Annotated in this window: 13 protein-coding genes, 1 tRNA gene and 1 pseudogene; 10 read left to right on the top strand and 5 right to left on the bottom strand. The window is 60.2% G+C overall.

Annotated elements, in window-relative coordinates; all coding sequences use genetic code 11:
* The first annotated feature begins 32 nt into the window (after window positions 1-32).
* A tRNA-Met gene (locus tag QWJ46_RS23775) sits at window positions 33-109 on the top strand.
* A 50-nt stretch (window positions 110-159) separates the two neighbouring features.
* Here QWJ46_RS23775 and QWJ46_RS23780 read toward each other — a convergent pair.
* Window positions 160-3,572 (bottom strand): annotated as a pseudogene (locus QWJ46_RS23780) (DEAD/DEAH box helicase).
* Between the two features lie 628 nt (window positions 3,573-4,200).
* On the opposite strand from QWJ46_RS23780, the gene QWJ46_RS23785 reads away from it, so the two are divergent.
* Complete coding sequence (locus QWJ46_RS23785; RefSeq protein WP_184459793.1) at window positions 4,201-4,983, top strand: response regulator transcription factor; 783 nt, start codon at window positions 4,201-4,203, stop codon at window positions 4,981-4,983.
* A 110-nt stretch (window positions 4,984-5,093) separates the two neighbouring features.
* On the opposite strand, the gene QWJ46_RS23790 is transcribed toward QWJ46_RS23785, so the two are convergent.
* Window positions 5,094-5,417: a hypothetical protein gene (locus tag QWJ46_RS23790; protein ID WP_184459794.1), complete on the bottom strand. Its 324-nt coding sequence runs from the start codon at window positions 5,415-5,417 to the stop codon at window positions 5,094-5,096.
* A gap of 382 nt (window positions 5,418-5,799) precedes the next feature.
* Between QWJ46_RS23790 and QWJ46_RS23795 the strand changes: the two genes are divergently transcribed.
* From QWJ46_RS23795 to QWJ46_RS23815, 5 genes are read left to right on the top strand one after another with little or no spacing between them, the layout of a single operon-like run.
* Window positions 5,800-6,822 (top strand): UDP-glucuronic acid decarboxylase family protein, encoded by a 1,023-nt coding sequence (locus tag QWJ46_RS23795; protein WP_302754217.1) that lies wholly within the window; start codon window positions 5,800-5,802, stop codon window positions 6,820-6,822.
* 1 nt (window position 6,823) lies between these two features.
* Window positions 6,824-7,807 carry a UDP-glucose 4-epimerase GalE gene (gene galE, locus QWJ46_RS23800; RefSeq protein WP_302754218.1) on the top strand — a complete coding sequence of 328 codons (984 nt, stop codon included), beginning with the start codon at window positions 6,824-6,826 and terminating at the stop codon, window positions 7,805-7,807.
* Entirely contained in the window at window positions 7,804-9,657 is a 1,854-nt protein-coding gene (locus QWJ46_RS23805; protein ID WP_302754219.1) for a glycosyltransferase family 2 protein, read from the top strand. The genes galE and QWJ46_RS23805 overlap by 4 nt, the downstream gene beginning before the upstream one ends.
* A 35-nt stretch (window positions 9,658-9,692) precedes the next feature.
* Complete coding sequence (locus tag QWJ46_RS23810; protein ID WP_184459798.1) at window positions 9,693-10,211, top strand: DUF995 domain-containing protein; 519 nt, start codon at window positions 9,693-9,695, stop codon at window positions 10,209-10,211.
* A 3-nt stretch (window positions 10,212-10,214) separates the two neighbouring features.
* Complete coding sequence (locus tag QWJ46_RS23815) at window positions 10,215-11,186, top strand: glycoside hydrolase family 26 protein (RefSeq protein ID WP_184459799.1); 972 nt, start codon at window positions 10,215-10,217, stop codon at window positions 11,184-11,186.
* Window positions 11,187-11,246: 60 nt separating this feature from the next.
* Here the strand turns inward: QWJ46_RS23815 and QWJ46_RS23820 are convergent, their stop codons facing one another.
* Window positions 11,247-12,533, bottom strand: coding sequence for an ABC transporter substrate-binding protein (locus QWJ46_RS23820; protein ID WP_184459800.1), 1,287 nt, complete (start codon window positions 12,531-12,533; stop codon window positions 11,247-11,249).
* A 145-nt stretch (window positions 12,534-12,678) separates the two neighbouring features.
* Here QWJ46_RS23820 and QWJ46_RS23825 point away from each other — a divergent pair, with 145 nt between their 5' ends.
* From QWJ46_RS23825 to QWJ46_RS23835, 3 genes are read left to right on the top strand one after another with little or no spacing between them, the layout of a single operon-like run.
* On the top strand, window positions 12,679-13,707 hold the full coding sequence (locus QWJ46_RS23825) for a LacI family DNA-binding transcriptional regulator (protein WP_184459801.1): 1,029 nt from the start codon (window positions 12,679-12,681) through the stop codon (window positions 13,705-13,707).
* A gap of 9 nt (window positions 13,708-13,716) precedes the next feature.
* The gene (locus QWJ46_RS23830; protein ID WP_184459802.1) at window positions 13,717-15,573 is read left to right on the top strand and encodes a DUF2264 domain-containing protein; all 1,857 of its coding nucleotides are present in this window, start codon (window positions 13,717-13,719) and stop codon (window positions 15,571-15,573) included.
* A complete protein-coding gene (locus QWJ46_RS23835) occupies window positions 15,570-16,580 on the top strand; it encodes a hydroxyacid dehydrogenase (RefSeq protein WP_302754220.1) in 1,011 nt (336 codons plus the stop codon). The genes QWJ46_RS23830 and QWJ46_RS23835 overlap by 4 nt, the downstream gene beginning before the upstream one ends.
* Before the next feature lie 26 nt (window positions 16,581-16,606).
* Here QWJ46_RS23835 and QWJ46_RS23840 read toward each other — a convergent pair whose 3' ends face one another.
* Both QWJ46_RS23840 and QWJ46_RS23845 read right to left on the bottom strand, forming a co-directional pair.
* Window positions 16,607-17,884 (bottom strand): Gfo/Idh/MocA family protein, encoded by a 1,278-nt coding sequence (locus tag QWJ46_RS23840; RefSeq protein ID WP_302754221.1) that lies wholly within the window; start codon window positions 17,882-17,884, stop codon window positions 16,607-16,609.
* 149 nt (window positions 17,885-18,033) lie between these two features.
* Window positions 18,034-18,864: a sugar phosphate isomerase/epimerase gene (locus tag QWJ46_RS23845; protein ID WP_302754222.1), complete on the bottom strand. Its 831-nt coding sequence runs from the start codon at window positions 18,862-18,864 to the stop codon at window positions 18,034-18,036.
* Between the last annotated feature and the right edge of the window lie 23 nt (window positions 18,865-18,887).

An 18,887-nucleotide genomic window follows, 5' to 3' on the forward strand; every position in this document is an offset into this window, starting at 1 on the left:
CGCAAGCGGCCCTTTCTGCTGTAAAATAATAACGCGGGGTGGAGCAGCCCGGTAGCTCGTCAGGCTCATAACCTGAAGGCCGCAGGTTCAAATCCTGCCCCCGCAACCAAATCTTCCCAAAAGCCCGCCATATTGGCGGGCTTTTGTTTTTCCGGGACCTCAAAACATACGTTCAGCGAACGGCGCCGGAGTCCGATCCCTCACGTTCAGCTCGTTGCGGGCCAGGAATTCCGCGGGCCGAATCGTCTGCAATGCATTTGCAGCCTCCCTGAAGTAGGGAAGTGTTTGCCAGAGCGTGCGGTCGCCGACGATGTAGAAACGGCGCTTGGCGCGTGTCAGCGCCACGTTCAACAGGTTTGGCTTGGATGCGGCCCAGCCGGCCGCTCCGCGATGTTCGGCATCGGCGCCGAGGACCATGAAAACGATATCTTCTTCCTTGCCCTGGAAGGTATGGACCGTGCCGACCCGTTCCTGAAGCCATTTCTGCAGTTTCGCTGGAGATCCGTGCGCATATCCGTCTTGGTCGATCCAGACCGCATGGGAAAGAGCCCGTCTCAAACTGGTCTTGATCTCCTTGAACGGCGAGATGAGGTAGATGTCTGGCAATGCACCGTCTCGCCGATAAGTCGCGGCGAGGAGGTCGACGATGAAGTCGGTCTGCTCGGCGACGGCCTGTTTGCCCGATACCTTGCCCTTAACGTCGATCCAGGCACTGTCGCCATAGAAGGGCGATGCGTCGCCGGCCGGTTGGCGCTCTTGCAGCCCGAAGATCATGTTGTTCTGATAGGCGATCTGATTGGCAAGGCTGAACATCGGATCGATGCAGCGTCGATGCACTCTGAGCGGGCTGCCGATCCAAAGCCCATCTGTCCCTGAAGTGTCGTTCCGTAGCGATTGGCGGCATCGGCCAGCATCTGCACAGACGCCCTGTTCGGCGAGTATTGGCCTGCCGCCGTGTGGGGTGAAAGAGCCGAAGCGCCTGAAATCAGCGCGCTGGGAAGCGTAAAAACCGGTTCGATCTGCAAGGGATCGCCGATCACCATGACGCGACGTGCCCGCAACAAGGCCCCGACCGCCGCCTGCGGCACGGCCTGGCCGGCTTCATCGATGAAGACCCAGCCGATCGAGCCGGGCCCGAGCCCGCGGAACTGCTTGGCAAAAGACGCGAACGTCGTCGACACGACCGGAATGATCATGAAAAGGCTCTGCCAGATCAATGCAATGTGCTTGTCATCGACGGGATTGTTGTTGGAAAGCAGCTTGGTGATGGCAACGATGTTTCCGCCAAAACCTCCGCCCTTCCTGCCGACATCGGCCAACCAAGCTTCGTGCAGCGTCAGCGCCGCTTCCAGCAATGCCGAACGCAGAGCCGCCAGTTCGTCCTGATGCCAGAGACCGTCGATCTGCACCTGATCCTTATCGAGATCGGCGAGACGCTCCGGTGCGGCGGGATGATCGAGAATTTCCCCCAGCCGCTCGAGTTCCTCTTTTTTCGCAGACCAGATTTTCCGCCGTGACCGCAGTGCCCGTTCGGCCCGGTCATGCTCTCGCAAAGCCCGTTCCAGCGTGGGTTTATCGGTTTTCGCAAGCCGATCTTCGCATTCGGTCAGCGCCTTGCGCAGTTCCAGCTGCTTTCGCGCATTGACGACGACGTCTTGCCGATGCTGCCGGGCCGGGTTGGTCGAGAGCACCCTCTTCCATCGCGCAGGAGCGCTGCGATCGAGCAGTTGTTCCTCCTCCTTCAGATAAGACAAATCGTCGGCGATGCGGCGCATTTCGGTCGCCAGCATGTCGCATCTGTTCTGCGCATGCAAAACTTCGTCCGCGGCGGCAGCCACCCTCTCGAGCGCTTCGCGGCAGAATACATTCTGCGAAACGGGCGCTATTTCATCGCGAAGATCGGCATAGCGCGCATATTGGCCGATCTTTTCGCGAACCATCTCGTCGGCAGCATGAAAAGCCGATGCCGCTTCGGCAAAGCTTGGACCCTCATAGCTCTTCAACCATTCCCAGATGCTCTGCGGCTTTGCGGCGCCCGACCAGCCGGGCTTCGGTCTTTCGGCGATCTCCATGAAGGCGAAACGTTCCTTGAAGGCTCGGCGGTTCCTGGAATTGCCGAGCGCACAGGCGATCAACCCCCATGGGCGGTCGCTGTCGGAGAGCTTGACGACGGCCCCATTGTCTTTCTGGCAGGCGATCTTGTGCGCGACCGTCTGCAGATATTGAAAGCAAGACTTCCTCGCGATCGAGCTCTGCTTGGGAAGGTCGCGCGAAATATTCTCCACGGCGGCATTGTTGGACGAGGCGACGACCATTTCGAACCCGGCAAGAGCCGGGATCAGCGCCGATATGGAGGCGGTGCTCCGATCCGTAAAACCGACACGGCGTGGCGAGCCGTCAAAGGCATCGCGCGCCGCCGTCAAGGAGGAGAGCACCCGGGCGCGCCGAACGATATTGTCGGCGAACATGTCGCGCAGCAGGGTCGTCTTTCCGGTGCCCGGTGGGCCGTTGACCGAGAACAATCCCGTTTCTGACAGGCCGCCGATCGCCGAATTGATCGCGAACTGTTGCATGAGGCTCATTGCAAGGTGAGGCTCGCTCAGCCAACGTCCACGGTTGAGATTGCCGGGATGCAGCGCCCGAATGATCGCCCGGCGTCCTTCCTCTGAATAAAGGTCGACCCGATTTTCATCTGCCGGCGGGTTGAGGTACCGCCGGAGCGGCTCCGGGACATTGCCCTGCTTGACGCAGATCATCGCCCGTTCGATATCCTCGATAAAGAAGCTGTTCAGAATGCCAATGTCTTCATCAAGGCTGGCACTTTCGTCTTCCTCGTCGGCATTGGGTGCATGGTCCTCCTGTTGAGGCGGCAACGAGATGAGCTCGGGTCTTTCCGCCCTGTCGCGGTAGCGTATTTCAACGGCGGCGATGGGCTTTTCCTGGCGTGAGGCAAAACCCGCCCAATCGCAGAGCAATTCATGCAGCGCCAGGATTTCGCCGGCATCGATCGGCTGATCGGTGGCCGCCTCGAAGGATGAAGATCCCAGCTGTCGCTGCGCCTGAAAGTTTTGAAGCAATTCCGACAGCTGCCGCTTGCCGTCTGCAAATGCCTCATGGCTGAGCGAGGAGAGACCGGTTTTCCGTACCCGTCCGAGGGCCCACGGAAGCGTCGAGACGGAAAATGTTTCGAACATCGGCTGTCCGAGCGGAGTAAGCTGCAGGCTGGCAAAGCAGGTATCGCCATCGAGATCGCTCCGTTCGGCATCCTCATACTCGGCAATGTCGAGCGCAGCGCTGTCGAAGTGCCTGCGGATGTCGGCGATCTCGGATTTGCTGAAAACGCCGAGGAACAAGGTAAAGCCGGTGATCTGCTTCTCCTCGGGTATGACAGGACGGCCGAGTGCAGCGCTGTCCTGCAAGAGCGTCTCTGCACGCAGCCAGAAAACGGTCCGTCCTTCGCCGAGGACAAGGCGACTGGAGAGATCATAAGGTATGAAAAACTCGATTTTATGCCAGAAATCGAGAATGGCCAGAAGCCGTTCCCGTTCCGCCCTGTCCGCATCGATCTGCATGACGTCTCACTGAGGAGTGCAAAATAGGCTCACGCCTCTTTTAGCAGCGATTGCAGCTCAAAATCAAAGAGCATGGTGATGATGCGCCCGGTCGGCCGCCTTTCTTCACCTTGCAGGCGCCCCCTGTCCAGCGCACGAGGGTCTCCGGCATGATATCAGCCTTGCGATGCTCGGCCTCGGCGAACGACCGGACACGTTCGAGAGCAGCGCTGGCCTTGCAGGGATCGCGGCTGGGCACGAGCAGCTGGAATGCGAGACTTCCGCCAACCGCCGCGGGGTTGAACAACCCGCGAGCATTTCGCATGCCTCATAATCTTCAGGCGAAGATGACAAAAAATATTACAATTTGTACTGAAATATTACATTTACTGAATTATCTATAGTGGGGACAAATATAACCTTGAAGTATAAGGATCAGTAAAAATACAACCGACACGTAGTATCTTATTGTTTCTCGCTCCCTAAAACTAATCACTTTGGGCCATTTCCTTCCTTCTCAATCCGTATTAACATAATTAAGAAATGTCTAAAGAAAAAGGCGATGACACAATAGGACCGGCATTTCATACTATCTTATACCTGCCATCGCTTCATGTTTGAGTAAAGTGTACCGCTAGGGGAGGCGTATATGTTCATGACAGGCTCAGGAATGGAGAATGCGGACCAGGCAAGAAAGTCTAGCCCATCCGGAGATACTATCCTTGTAGTAGCCAAGGCTGATCTGTTTTCAGAATGCATGGTGGAAGCGCTGGCAAAGAAATTTCCCAATTGCGATGTGCCAAGCATAACGAACGCAAATCCGATGCTGGAAAAGGATACCAGCGATATAAAGCTCGTTTTATTTTACCATATACCCGCACCTGAGCTGCAAGAAGCGTTGCAGGCGGTCAGGGAAAATCACCCGGAAACCTCGATCGGACTTGTCGTCGAGGCCATCGACATGATGGAGCCCTATGTCAGCCGCTTGGTGGAGGCAAGAATCATCGACGGCGTTCTGCCGCTTAACCTCCGACTTGATGTTTTCATGGCGGCGGTGGATCTGCTGATGAAGGGCGGGGAGCATTTTCCCTCGGCGCTTCTCAACCGCCTCACCAATAAGGGCACCCAGTTGGAGGCCTCACTTTATCAGACGAAATCGGTTGATGCCGCCCGCAACAATGCGCTCAAGCTGAGACGCGACAGCATCTCCGCCTTGACGACTCGGGAGGTTCAGATCCTGGATCTCATCTGCAAGGGGACGCAGAACAAGATTATAGCCGACAAGCTGCACCTTTCCGAAAATACGGTGAAGGTTCACGTCCGCAACATCTATAAGAAGATGAACGTCCGAAACCGCACGGAAGCAGCGTCCCGCTTCTTCAATGATCATCCGGTCGGCGATGACGACATGTCCAGCCGTTGGCGCAACTGATCGACAGCGCCGCGCCCCTTGCGTGCAACAGCGTTGTCTCACTTTGAGTTACGCATGGTTCTATCCTTAAATCGATTCCGATTTAAGAAATATGCAGCGGCGCTTTTGCTTCAGATCGAGGGACGCGCAAAGCAGCGCGACTTCTGTCCGAAGCCGCTTGGAGAGCAGATATAGCGCGCGGACCCGTGATAGGCGACGATGCGGGCTCGTGCCGCAGCAGGCCGAGCGGTTCGATTTTCCGGGTAGGTGTAAGCCTTCGAAACGGATGGCGTCTCGACGACAACAACATTCTTTTTCGCGATGGCGGCCATGTCGTCGTCAACGACCGCACAAGCCGTTGCTCCGATCGCAAGAAGCGTCGCTCCCCCGGCAAGCGTCGCAAAATGAAATGGACGCCAGCCTTTCGGCCGGGCTGCGGCGCGATTTTTGAACATGCCCAAATCCCTCGCATATGACGCTTCCGGATGCAAGGCCGGTCGCGCAGCCCTGCGCGGCCGACCTCTCCTCTTCTATCCGATCTTTATTGAGCAAAGTTTGAGCAACGCCGTGATTCCCGTATTACGTGAAAAAATAGGTTAAATGATTAATCATTTGTTACCCAAAAGAACAACGGCGTAATTATTTGGGATATTTTATGTTTTTAAAGTTGACCTCTATAACAATCGTCTTATCATTTCAATAGTAAATGAGTTATCGGAAGAATAACCTCGAAATTATTCCTGTATGGGTACTCAGTTGCATGAATATCCATCCGGGTAGTGGAGGTGTAAGGCGCCTTAATAATACAAAAGACTAAAACGTGGGGAGGAGTTTGTAATGCGTAGTTTCGTTCCCGGCGAAGGCTGTTCTGAAGTAAAGAACATAGCGGTGCTCAAGAATCTGGGCACCGCTCTTGTAAATGGCGGAGCCGGCTTTCTTGGCTCGCATCTCTGCGAAAGGCTTCTGCTGCGCGGCCACAGCGTCATATGCCTCGACAACTTTTCCACCGGCCGCCGCGCAAATGTCGAGCATCTCGCGTCGAATCCCCGCTTTCGCATCATCGAGCACGATGTCCGCCAGTCCTTCGATATCGAAGCGTCGCTGATCTTCAACTTCGCCTCTCCTGCCTCTCCCCCCGATTATCAACGGGATCCGGTGGGCACCTTGCTCACCAATGTGCTCGGCGCCGTCAACACCTTGGATTGTGCGCGCAAGACCGGCGCGATCGTCGTTCAGTCGTCGACGTCGGAAGTCTATGGCGATCCGACCCAGAGCCCGCAGCGCGAGTCCTATTGCGGCAATGTCAACTCCATCGGGCCGCGAGCCTGTTACGACGAGGGAAAACGCAGCGCCGAAACCCTGTTCTTCGATTATCACCGGACCCACGGCGTCGACATCAAGGTCGGCCGCATCTTCAACACCTACGGCCCCCGCATGCGCCTGGATGACGGCCGGGTGGTCTCCAACTTCATCGTGCAGGCCCTGCGCAACGCCGACCTGACGATCTACGGCGACGGCCAGCAGACCCGCTCTTTCTGCTATGTCGATGATCTCATCGAAGGTTTTCTGCGTTTCTCGGCAGCCGGCAGCGCATGCCACGGTCCGATCAATCTCGGCAACCCGGGCGAGTTCACCGTTCGACACCTGGCGGAGATCATCCGGGACCTCACCAATTCGCGTTCCCGCATCGTTCACCTGCCGGCTGTCGTCGACGATCCCCGCCAGCGGCGGCCGGACATCTCCCGGGCAAAGACGGAGCTGGCATGGCAGCCTCATATCGAGCTCGAAGCCGGCCTGGCGCGCACCGTCGAATATTTCGACGGCCTGCTTGCCGGGACGGAGCAGGCGGAGGTTGTATGAGATGCCCCGCTATATTCTCGTCACCGGCGGCGCCGGTTTCATCGGCAGTCATATCTGCAAAGCGCTGTCGCGCGCCGGGATGATCCCGGTTACCTACGACAACCTCTCGACCGGACATGCCGACAGTGTCCGCTGGGGCCCGCTCGTCCGCGGTGAGCTCGGCGACGCAGCCGCGCTACGCCGGACGATGGCCGAATTTTCGCCGGATTGCGTCATCCATTGCGGCGCCAACGCCTATGTCGGCGAATCCGTCGACATGCCGAGGAAATATTACCGCAACAATGTCGTCGGCAGTCTCACGCTGCTCGAGGCCTGTCTCGACCAGGACATCGACAAGATCGTCTTTTCGAGCAGCTGCGCCACCTATGGCGTTCCCGCCTCGTTGCCGGTACGGGAGGAAAGTCTACAGCAACCGGTCAATCCTTATGGCCGCACCAAGCTGATCTTCGAGATGGCGCTCGAGGATTTTGCCGCCGCCTATGGTATCCGCTTCGCCGCCCTGCGTTATTTCAACGCGGCCGGCGCCGATCCGGATGGCGAGCTTGCCGAGCGTCACGAGCCCGAGACACATCTCATTCCTCGCGCCCTCCTCGCCGCCGCCGGCAGGCTGGATCGGCTCGATATCTTCGGCACCGACTATTCGACCGAGGACGGAACCTGCGTTCGCGACTATATCCATGTCAGCGATCTCGCGCAGGCACATTTGGCCGCCGTCAACCACCTGATCGCAGACGGCGCCTCGCTCAGCGTCAATCTCGGTTCCGGCCGCGGGACGTCAGTGCGCGAAATCCTCGACGCGGTCTATCGCGCCAGCGGCCGCGAAGTCCCCGTCCGTTATCGCGCCCGCCGCCCCGGCGATCCGCCGATCCTATTTGCCAATACGGCACGGGCCAAGGCAGAGCTCGGCTTCGTGCCGGCTCTTTCGGATATCGACACGATCATCCGCACGGCCGGACCCACCTTCGGGCTGGAGATGACGGCATGAGCCTGGTTTCGGGGATTGATCACCGGATCAGGACGGCGAAAGCCGCCGACGCATTCAACCCGGTTTTCACCGGTCGGAAGCGTGTCGCCTATGGTTTTGGCATCCTTTGCTGGCTGGCGGCGCTCGGCTATTTCTGGAGCTGGTGGTGTCAATCCGCCCATATCATTTCCTGGTCAGCCTTCGTGCTCATCACCCTCGTGCTTGCCTGGATCACGCTTGTCCCCGCCTATTTCATCCTGATCTTCCTCGATGCCAGAACGATCGGTTCGCGCGCCCGGCTGCCGGAAGGGCGCGTGGCGATGGTCGTCACCAAGGCGCCGTCCGAACCCTTTGCCGTCGTCCGCGCCACGCTTCAGGCCATGCTCGATCAGACCGGTGTCGAGTTCGATGTCTGGCTGGCCGATGAGGATCCTTCCGCGGAAACCAGACGCTGGTGCGCCGAGCACGGCGTGCTGATATCGACGCGAAAGGGCGTGGCGGAGTATCACCGTACGACCTGGCCGCGCCGGACGCGGTGCAAGGAAGGTAATCTCGCCTATTTCTACGACCATTTCGGCTATGAGCGTTACGATTTCGTCGCCCAGTTCGATGCCGATCATGTGCCGACACTGACCTATCTCCGTGAAGTCCTGCGCCCCTTCGCCGATCCTGGCGTCGGCTATGTTTCCGCTCCCAGCATCTGTGATGCGAATGCCGCGGCGAGTTGGGTCGCGCGCGGCAGGCTCTACGCGGAGGCAAGTCTGCACGGCTCGCTGCAAACCGGTTACAACAATGGCTGGGCGCCGCTGTGCATCGGCTCCCACTATGCGGTCCGCACATCAGCCCTTCGCCAGATCGGCGGCCTTGGCCCCGAGCTTGCCGAAGATCATTCGACGACGCTGATGATGAACGCCGGCGGCTGGCGCGGTGTCCACGCGGTCGATGCGATCGCTCACGGCGACGGCCCGGCGAATTTCGTCGATCTCGCCGTGCAGGAATTCCAGTGGTCGCGCAGCCTCGTCACCATCCTGCTGCAATACTCCCGCCGTTATCTCATCCATCTGCCGTGGCGGCTGAAATTTCAGTTCGTCTTTTCGCAGCTGTGGTATCCGCTCTTTTCCGCCGTCATGGCAGTGATGTTCCTGCTGCCGATTGCCGCCTTGCTGACGGGCCAGGTCTTCGTCAACGTGACCTATCCGGATTTTCTGCTGCATTGCGCGCCAATATCGATCGTGCTGACGCTCTTTGCTTTCTTCTGGCGGGCCACGGGAACCTTCCGGCCGCACGATGCGAAACTGTTTGGCTGGGAAGGGCTGGCCTTCATCTTTCTGCGCTGGCCATGGTCGCTGGCCGGCAGCCTGGCGGCCATTCGCGACCATATCGCGGGTTCTTTCGTCGACTTTCGCATCACTCCGAAGGGAAGGCAGCAGCGATCTTTGCCGCTGCGCGTCGTTGCGCCCTATCTTGCTCTCGCGGGGGTTTGCGCCGCGACCATGGTGTTCGCGGGCGAGGCCGCTGCCGCTCAGGGCTTTTATCTCTTCGCAGCGATGAACCTTGCAATCTATATGTCGCTGACGGTGCTGATCGTCATCCGCCATGCGATCGAGAACGGCCTGCCGCTGCTGCCGCAATCGCGCGGGCTTTGGTTCGCCACAGCCATGGGTTTGGCGATTTGTGTCACCGGCGGCATGCAGGCGAGTAATCACGGTCTGCGCGGCCTCGAAGCCCTTTCCCATGGCCAGACGTTTGTCAGTTTCAGCCAATCGCAATTTGCCGTCGCCGGGGCCGGGCTCGGCAAGACCAGGATCGTGAAGTTTCGTCTCAGGTGGAATGGATTCGGAAACACCAGGCGGGACCAACAGGGTGTTTGAACCGGCCACCGGGACGTGTCGAGGAGGAGCATATAATGAGCATCGGATCGAGACTGTATGGCGCAGCCCTGGCTCTCAGCCTGTGTCTGCCTGTGATGACGCACGCTGCCGAGGCCGCCAAGACGCCGCCGACGCCGCTCAGCGCCTATGAACTCTATCGCATCTACGGTGACAAGACCTGGACCTGGGGCACCGGCGGCGGCCGTTTCTTCGATGAAGGCCGGCGGTTCGTGGCCTGGACCAATGACAAGGGCAAGCAGTCCTTCGCCGAAGGCAAATGGGTGGTCGACGATCTCGGCCAGCTCTGCATGCGCGCGACCTGGACGAATGCCGAGGGAGCAGCGCGTGCCAGCACCTGTTTCGGTCACCGCAAGATCGGCAACACGATCTACCAGCGCCGTCAGCCGGACGGCGATTGGTACGTCTTCCGCCATTCTTCGCTGCGCCAGGATGACGAATTCCGCAAGCTCGTCTCCACGGATACCGTCAGCGCCAGGGCCTATGAACTGAAGCAGCTCCTGCTGAATCAGGAAATAGCCCGAAAAGGAGGGTGAGCCATGAAGAAGCTGACGAAAAATCACCTCTCGACCGCCGCGATCGCGCTGCTGCTGTTGTGCGCCGCGGAGCTTCCGGGCCGAAGTGAGGTGCAATATGCGGGCATTGCGCCGAACCTGACGGCGAGCGCGCGGACGATCACCGACAAACGCCCCGTCGTCCATGCCGACGGCATCAAGTTCGGCGCCTACGACCCGCATGGAGATTTCGGCGCCCAGGCCAATGTTTCGACCGAAGCCCTGTTCCTGCCGTGGGAAGACGTTGACCTGGAGACGCTGCGCGTTGCGGATGCCTATGCGCTGGCCAGGGGCCGCAACCTGCTGATAACGGTGGAGCCCTGGTCCTGGGACGTCGATACGCGGCTGCCTTCGGGCCAGCTTCGCGCAAAGCTTCTCCGTGGCGACTATGATGTCAACATGCGTGCGATCGCGCAGATGATATCGCAGCTGAAAAGTCCCGTCGTCATCCGCTGGGGACAGGAGATGGAGGACAAATCCGGGCGGTTTTCGTGGGCCGGCTGGAACCCGCAAGACTATATTACCGCCTACAGACGAATGATGGACATCGTTCGCGAAGAGGCGCCCGGCACCGAGCTAATGTGGTCGCCGAAGGGTGTGTCCGGCCTGCAGGATTACTATCCCGGCGACGATTATGTCGATCTCATCGGTGTCTCGGTTTTCGGGCTGGAGCGCTACGATGAACTTGCTTACAACAAGCACCGGACCTTCTCGGAAGCGCTGAAGCAGGGTTATGATCTCGTCGCCGGCTATGGAAAGCCTATCTGGGTCGCAGAGCTCGGCTACGAAGGCGGCGACGCCTATATGAGGCCCTGGATCGAAACCGCGACTTTGAAACAGAGCGCCTTTCCGAACCTTCGGGAAGTCGTCTATTTCAATGACCGCGAGGTGCATGCCTGGCCGTTCAATCTCGGCCGGCCTGACTGGCGCGTGGTCGAGAGCTTGGCGGCCAACTGATGTTGCGAGGGAGAGGCCCGTTGGGGTTGGCGGCCCTCTCCTCTCATATAAGGCAAGCGATCATCCCTTGAGCGTTGCCTTACCCTCTTCGACGAGCCGGGTCGCCGCATCGGCGGGCGAGGTCCGTTCGAAGGCGAGTTCGTCGCAGATCGGGCGCAGCACGCGCTGGTCGAATTGGGTTGCACCCATCGGCACCGGCGGCGGATATTCGCCGACCTGATCCTTGAGCATGTTGACGTATTTGACTGTTTCCTGCTCCGTCGGGTTCAGCTGCGGCAGAATGGCTTCACGCACGGCTGGCGACATCGGTACGCCGCGCTCGACGCCGAGAATCTTGCCGGCTTCGATGTCGTTGACGAAGAAGTCGATAAATTTGGCGGCCGCTTCGCCGTTCTTCGTCGTGGCGCCGACGCTCCAGATCAGCGCAGGGCGGTAGTAGTGGCCCGACGGCCCGCCCTTCTTTTCCCGCGGCAGCATGGTGATGCCGATTTTGTTCTTGATGATCAGCTGATAACCGATCATCTGGTTGGAATAGGCCATGCCGATCACCGATTTGCCGAGACCGAGGGCGTTGGTGTCAATGGTGTTCTGATCGAGCGTCTGGACGTCGGCAGCAACCGTGCCTCCCGCCTTGCGCAGCTTCTCCCAATAGTCGAACCACTCCGTGGCATCGTCGGCCGTGAAACCGAGCCCGACCGTTTCCTTCGCAAAGAGGCTTTTGCCGCGCTGGCGCAGCCAGGCATCGAAGACATAGGCGTAGCGGGCCGCATAAGGGCCGCCTGCCTTGCCCGAGGACTTGGAGAGTTCCACCGCCAGTTTGGCATATTCATCCCATGTCAGGTCGGGTGTCGGCAGCGGAATGCCTGCCTTTGCGAATTCCACCGTGTCGAAGAACATAGAGAAAGAGTTGAGGCCGAGGCCGACACCATAGAGTTTCCCGTCGATGGTGGTCAGTTTCAGCACGTCGGCGCCGAAGGACTGAACCTTCAACGTCGAGGGGACGAATTCGTCGAGCGGCATGCAGGCGCCGCGCTTGGAATAATCGGAGATCGTCCCCGGCTCGAGCTGAAAGACGTCAGCGATCGAGCGGCCGGCCATCTGCGTGGCGAGCTTCGTCCAGTAGCCGTCGCCCGAAAGCGATTCACCGACGATCGTCACGCCGGGTGTTTTCGACTGGTAGAGTTTGGCGACATCGAGCGTCCGCTTGGCGCGGTCGTTCGACCCCCACCACATGGCTCGGAGCTGCGTGTCTTCGGCAAAGGCCGGGATGGCGCTTCCGGCGCCAAAGGCAAGGCCGGCGGCTGCACCGGCAGAACCCATCAGAAATGAACGGCGATTGACCTGCATGATATCCTCCCTTGTCCCAATATGTCCGCTGCCATCCTCCATGGCGTTGTCGGGCATTTTCCCGTGACAGGTTACGCAAAAAAGAATTTATTGCAAGAAATAACTCCGGTATTGCAAATTTGCATTATTTGCATAATGTTTGTCTATGAGCGATGAAAAAGTCAGACGGCTGCGGCAGGCCGACATAGCCACATTAGCGGGCGTCTCCGTCTCGACGGTGTCGCGCGTGCTCGCCAACGAACCGGGGATCAGCGAAACCGTCCGGCGGCAGATATTGAAGGTGGCGGCCGAGCACGGTTATCCCGTCAAGCCTGCTGCCGAAGCCGTTGCCGGTGGCCTGGCGCTGATTGCCAGCGACGGCGTCACCGGCGGGCTCAGCGTCTTCTATGAAGCGATTGTCGACGGCTTGCGCACCGGCGCCGCCGAAGCTGGCATGCCTTTCGAAATTCGGCTGGTCCGCGAGGATCGGATCACGCCGGATGCCGTGCGCGATTATATGCAGGCTGCGGGGGCCGCGGGTCTTTTTCTCGTCGGCATCGACCCCAACGAAAGCTTGCGCGACTGGCTGCAGGCCACCACGATACCGACTGTGCTCGTCAACGGCACTGATCCCAGGATGCAGTTCGATGGTGTTTCGCCGGCTAATTTCTTCGGGGCCTTCGAGGCGGCCAGCCGGCTGACGAGGGCCGGCCATCGCCGCATCCTGCATCTGAGCGGCTCTCACCGCCATACGATTCGGGAGCGCATTCGTGGCTTCGAGGCGGCGATCGCCGCCGTCCCCGGTGCCGAGGGGCGCTTCGTTTCGCTGGCGCTCCAGGGTAGCGCCAGCCGCGAGGCCCACGAACGCACCGCGGCAGTCCTTGCCGAAAATGCCGGCTTCACCGCGGCGTTCTGCATGAATGATTTCATTGCCGTCGGCGTTCTCGAAGCCGTCACCGAGGCCGGCCTGCGGGTGCCGGAGGATTTCGCGATAATCGGTTTTGATGATCTGCCCTGCGCATTGATGACCAATCCGCGGCTTTCCACCATGCGGGTCGACCGGGCTGCCCTCGGGCGCGAGGCCGTGTCGCTGATGTTGTCCCGTTTCCGTAACAGGACTGCGGCTGCGCGCCACATCTGCCAGGCGGTCGTTCCCGTTCCGGGAGGGAGCGTTGCCAATGCCGAGAAACCGTAAGAGGTGCCGATGACTTACGAGCCCGCCAGCGCCAATCCACTTGCCGGCAATTCGCTTGAAACCCGCGCCGATATGAGCCGCGCTCTGCTCGCTCTCTTCGATCCGCTGCTTCCCTGCTTTTCACAGGGCAATGCCCGCGTCAGGCTCAATGGCGCCGCCGCCCACTTCGATCGGGCGGCCGCCGATCTCGAGGGTTTTGCCCGCCCGCTCTGGGGATTGGCGCCTTTTGGCGCCGGCGGTGGCGACTTCGCCCACTGGTATCGATTTGCCGAAGGTCTCGCAAACGGCACCGACCCCGCCCATCCCGAATATTGGGGAACGGTCAATGGCCGGGATCAGCGGATGGTCGAGCTTGCTGCCCTTGGTTTTGCCCTGGCGCTGGTGCCGGAAAAGATCTGGGAGCCGCTCGATGCGCGCGCCCGCAGCAATGTCGTCGCCTATCTCAAACATGCCAGGCAGTTCGACTATGCCGACAACAACTGGAAATTTTTCCGCATCTTCGTCGATATCGCGCTGGATCGTCTCGGCGTCGATTTCGACCGCCGCCTGACGCGGCAATATCTACAGGAGCTCGAAGGCTTCTATATCGGCGACGGCTGGTATCGCGACGGAAACGTGCGTCGTATCGACCACTACATTCCCTTTGCCATGCATTTCTATGGGCTGATCTATTCGAAGCTCGTCGATGACGATTATGCGAAACGCTATCGCGAGCGCGCCATCCTCTTCGCCCGGGATTTCCGCCACTGGTTTGCCGCCGACGGCGCGACGATTCCCTTCGGCCGCAGCCTGACCTACCGTTTTGCCTGCGCCGGCTTCTGGTCGGCGCTCGCCTTTGCCGATGTCGAGGCTTTGCCCTGGGGTGAGGTCAAGCATCTCTGCCTGCAGCATCTGCGCTGGTGGAGGGACAAGCCGATCGCCGATCGCGACGGCGCTCTCTCGATCGGTTTCGGCTACCCGAACCTGCTGATGTCGGAAAGCTACAATTCCGCCGGCTCGCCTTATTGGGCCCTGAAGGCCTTCCTGCCGCTGGCGATCGCGGCAGATCATCCCTTCTGGAGCGCCAGCGAGAAGGCGCCGGAGCCCACGCCCGAGGTCGTTCCCCAGCGCCATCCCGGCATGGTCCTCATGCGGGCAGGCGGCGATGTCGTGGCCCTATCTTCCGGCCAGGAAAACCTGCAGATGCGTTTCGGCACCGAGAAATACGCGAAATTCGCATATTCGAGCCGATACGGCTTCAGCGTCGAATCCGACGAACGCGGTTTTGCGCTGGCCGCCTTCGATTCCATGCTGGCCTTCAGCGATGACGGCCTGCACTACCGCGTGCGTGAAACGAATGAGGAGGCCCGGCTCGCGGGTGATGTGCTTCATTCGAAATGGTCGCCCTTTCCCGATACCGAAGTCGAAACCTGGCTCGTGCCCGCCGCCCCCTGGCATATCCGCCTCCACCGGATCAGGTCGGGCCGGCCGCTGCGGATTGCCGAAGGCGGCTTTGCCATCGGCCGCCGCGACTTCGAGCAGGATAGGCTGTCGGCCTCGGAGGGGGCAGCCTATGCCATCGGCGAAGCCGACTTCACCGGCATTCTCGATCTCGGCTCTTCGGTCAAACGTGTCGGACTCGCGCAGAAGGCCCAGCCCAACACCAATGTGATCGTCGCGAAGACCATCGTGCCGCAACTGCGGGGGCAGATTCCGGCCGGTGAGACCATCCTGGTGACGGCGGTGCTGGCGCTCGACGATCCGGCTGCCGTCTCGTCGGCCTGGACGCGACCGCCGAAAGCGCCTGATATTGCGGCGCTGGAGGCCCTGGCGCGGGAAAAGGGTGTAACCGTCAGCGCCATCGAAGCGCCGGGTCAGATGCCATGAGCCGCCCGGCCATCGTCCTTGCCATGGAGCCGTCGCGCACGGAGCATGTCCTGCCCGATGAGATCCTGCGCCGGCTCGATACGATCGGGCGCCTGCTCGATCCCGAGCCGCTGCAGCGGCTGGACGACGCGCGGGCAAGACGCCTGCTTTCAGAAGCGGAGATCCTGATCACCGGCTGGGGTGTGCCCTATGTCGGGCCTGAGATTCCCGCGGCCGCGCCGCGGCTTCGTCTCGTCGTCCATGCGGCGGGGACGGTGAAGGGCATCATTGACGACGCCATCTTCGAAGCCGGCATAGCGGTCAGCCACGCGGCCGAGGCCAATGCCGTGCCGGTTGCCGAATTCACGCTCGCTGCGATCCTCTTCGCCGGCAAACGCGCCTTCCGTTTCCGCGACCTCTACGTCGGCGACCGCAATCGCGATCGGACCTATCCGATGCAGCGCGAAGCGATCGGCAATTATGGCCGCACCCTCGGCATCGTCGGCGCCTCGCGCATCGGCAGGCGCGTGATCGAGCTCCTGAAACCCTTCGATTACAGGCTGCTGCTGTTCGATCCCATGCTCCATGCCGTCGAGGCCGCCGGATTGGGAGCGGAAAAGGTCGATCTCGACGAATTGATGGGCCGAGCCGATATCGTTTCCCTGCACGCGCCGTCACTGCCGTCGACGCAGCATATGATCGATGCGCGAAGACTGTCGCTGATGAAGGACGGGGCAACGCTTATCAACACCGCGCGCGGCATCCTCATTGATGAGGCAGCCCTGCTTTCGGAGCTGAAGACCGGCCGCATCGATGCGGTCATCGATGTGACCGATCCGGAAATTCCGGAGGTGGGTTCGGTGTTCTACGATCTGCCGAACGTTTTCCTGACACCCCATATTGCCGGCGCCATCGGCCTGGAACGGGCGCGTCTCGGGGAGATGGCGGCGGACGAGGTTGAGCGTTTTGTGACCGGCCGGCCGTTGCTCTACCAGATCCGCCGGCAGGATCTCGAAAACATCGCCTGACGCGCGCGATCGCGCTGGCCATGCGGTCAGCGTGGTGTTCTCAACGAATTAGGCGAACCGTCATTGGCAAGTTCGGGCATGAGTTCGGCGATATCGACCACCTTGCCGGTGCGCGAGCTCGTCAGCGCGGCAATGCCGCAGAGCACGGACATGGCGCCCGCCCGTGTGCCGGCGCGCTGGCCGAGCCGATCTTCCATGTCAGGCTTGAAGATCATGTTGCGCATCCGGTCGTCGCCGCCGTAATGGCCGCCGGTGAAATGCGGCACGACAATGCGCTCCACCGCCTCCTTCCCATTCGGGAAATTGCGGATGAGAAGGATGGTGTCTTCCCTCGGCACCTCCCAGGGCTGAGCCTCATACTGGCGAAGCTCGATGCGTCCCTTCGTACCGTTGAAGGCGAGGTGATGGCCCTCGATCGGCTGGAAGGTGTTCAGCGAATAGGAGACATGGACGTTGTTGCGGTAGCGGAGGGACACGACCATCGTGTCGGGGATGTCGATATCTTCGCGAAAGACGCAGCCATCGCGGAAATAACCGTCGATCTTCGAAGGATCTTCGTAGAGCTGATCGAGGAACGGATCCTTTTCGATATCGAGATAATAGTCGCATTCCTGCGCATGCGGACAGAGCTTGCAGCGAGGCCCGCGGAACGGGCCCTTGCGACCGTAATTCTGCAGATCGGCGAAGGAGGTGACGGCCTCGGGATCGCTGTCGAGATACCAGTTCAGCAGATCGAAATGGTGGGTGGCCTTGTGGACGAACAGGCTGCCGGAATTTTCCGTGTAGGCATGCCAGCGGCGGAAATAATCGGCGCCGTGCTTGGTGTTGAGATACCAGTGGAAGTCGACCGAGGTCACACGGCCGATCTCGCCGGCATTGAGCAGTTCCTTGATCTTCGCGGCCGTCGGCGCATAGCGATAGTTGAAGGAGACGTCGACCCGGCGACCGGTACGCTTTTCGGCGTCGAGAATCCGGCGAATTTTCTCCACCGAGGTGGTCATCGGCTTTTCGGTGATGACGTCGATGCCGGATTCCAGCGCCCGCACGATGATATCGTCATGCGTATGGTCAGGCGTGCAGACGATGGCGAGATCCGGCCTCTGCTCGGCAAGCATGGAATCGATGTTTGCATAGAGCGGCGCATTGCTGCCGATCATGTTGCGGGCGCGCTCGCCGCGAAGCGAGTTCTTTTCGACGATGGCTGTGAGATCGACATGTTCGCGCCAGCCGGCAAGCAGGTCCTTGCCCCACATGGTGGTGCCGCGGTTACCGGTGCCGATCAGGGCAAAACGGCGTTTCTCCATCGAATGACTCCTCTTTCATACGTGATGAAACAATTGGATTTCAGAGCAATTCCAGCAAAAGTGTGCAGCGGTTTTTGCGTCCGGAATTGCGTAAAGACAAAGAGATAGAGCATTTTCGTGTTTCGAAGAAAAACGGAAATGCTCTAGAATCAGATCTGGCAGCAGCTCCGGAAGCGCTCGACGCAAGTGGCGATCACCTCGTCGGCCGGACGCTTCCACCAGTTTTCGGCCGAAAAGATCTCCACTTCCTGCGCGCCGAAGAAACCGGCGGCTTCGATCATCCGTCTTATGCCCTTGAGGTCGATGACGCCATCGCCCATCATGCCGCGGTCGAGCAGCATGTCCTTCGTCGGCGCCAGCCAGTCGCAGATGTGATGGGCGAAGATGCGGTTCATGCGGCCGGCGCGGGCAATCTGGTTGGGGAGATCGGGATCCCACCAGACATGGTAGACGTCGATCGCCACGCCGACATCCTCGCCGAGCTCATTGCACATGTCGAGCGCCTGGCCGAGCGTGTTCACGCAGGCGCGGTCGGCGGCATACATCGGGTGCAGCGGCTCGATGGCGAGCTTCACGCCGGCGGCCTGCGCATGCGGCAGCACGGCGGCAATGCCGTCGAATACCATCTGACGAGCCGCGACGATATCCTTCGAAGCACCCGGCAAACCACCGACCACCAGCACGAGGCAATCGGCGGAAAAGGCGGCCGCCTCGTCGATCGCACGCCTGTTGTCATCGAGGTTCTTCTGCCAGTCGGCCTCGTTTGCCGCCGGAAAGAAGCCGCCACGGCAAAGGCCGGTCAGCTTGATGCCGTTCGACTTGACGATTCGCACCGCCTCGTCGAGACCGGCCTTGGCAACCTGGTCGCGCCAGGGAGCGACCGAGGTAATGCCGTGCTTCAGGCAGATATCGACAGCTTCGGCAAAGCCGCATTGCTCGCGGATCGTCGCCAGATTGATCGAAAGTCCTTCGACCTGCATGTCATTCTTCTCCCGTGCGGTGT

The sequence above is a fragment of the Rhizobium sp. CBN3 genome, assembly GCF_030518245.1.
In the GTDB taxonomy this organism is placed as follows: domain Bacteria; phylum Pseudomonadota; class Alphaproteobacteria; order Rhizobiales; family Rhizobiaceae; genus Rhizobium; species Rhizobium aethiopicum_A.

Bases quoted from the DNA above. Each gene is read 5' to 3' on its own strand.
- QWJ46_RS23795 (WP_302754217.1), top strand. From the start codon at position 5,800: ATGCGTAGTTTCGTTCCCGGCGAAGGCTGTTCTGAAGTAAAGAACATA.
- QWJ46_RS23810 (WP_184459798.1), top strand. From the start codon at position 9,693: ATGAGCATCGGATCGAGACTGTATGGCGCAGCCCTGGCTCTCAGCCTG.
- QWJ46_RS23815 (WP_184459799.1), top strand. From the start codon at position 10,215: ATGAAGAAGCTGACGAAAAATCACCTCTCGACCGCCGCGATCGCGCTG.
- galE (WP_302754218.1), top strand. From the start codon at position 6,824: ATGCCCCGCTATATTCTCGTCACCGGCGGCGCCGGTTTCATCGGCAGT.
- QWJ46_RS23845 (WP_302754222.1), bottom strand. From the start codon at position 18,864: ATGCAGGTCGAAGGACTTTCGATCAATCTGGCGACGATCCGCGAGCAA.
- QWJ46_RS23820 (WP_184459800.1), bottom strand. From the start codon at position 12,533: ATGCAGGTCAATCGCCGTTCATTTCTGATGGGTTCTGCCGGTGCAGCC.
- QWJ46_RS23830 (WP_184459802.1), top strand. From the start codon at position 13,717: ATGACTTACGAGCCCGCCAGCGCCAATCCACTTGCCGGCAATTCGCTT.
- QWJ46_RS23805 (WP_302754219.1), top strand. From the start codon at position 7,804: ATGAGCCTGGTTTCGGGGATTGATCACCGGATCAGGACGGCGAAAGCC.
- QWJ46_RS23790 (WP_184459794.1), bottom strand. From the start codon at position 5,417: ATGTTCAAAAATCGCGCCGCAGCCCGGCCGAAAGGCTGGCGTCCATTT.
- QWJ46_RS23825 (WP_184459801.1), top strand. From the start codon at position 12,679: ATGAGCGATGAAAAAGTCAGACGGCTGCGGCAGGCCGACATAGCCACA.
- QWJ46_RS23785 (WP_184459793.1), top strand. From the start codon at position 4,201: ATGTTCATGACAGGCTCAGGAATGGAGAATGCGGACCAGGCAAGAAAG.
- QWJ46_RS23835 (WP_302754220.1), top strand. From the start codon at position 15,570: ATGAGCCGCCCGGCCATCGTCCTTGCCATGGAGCCGTCGCGCACGGAG.
- QWJ46_RS23840 (WP_302754221.1), bottom strand. From the start codon at position 17,884: ATGGAGAAACGCCGTTTTGCCCTGATCGGCACCGGTAACCGCGGCACC.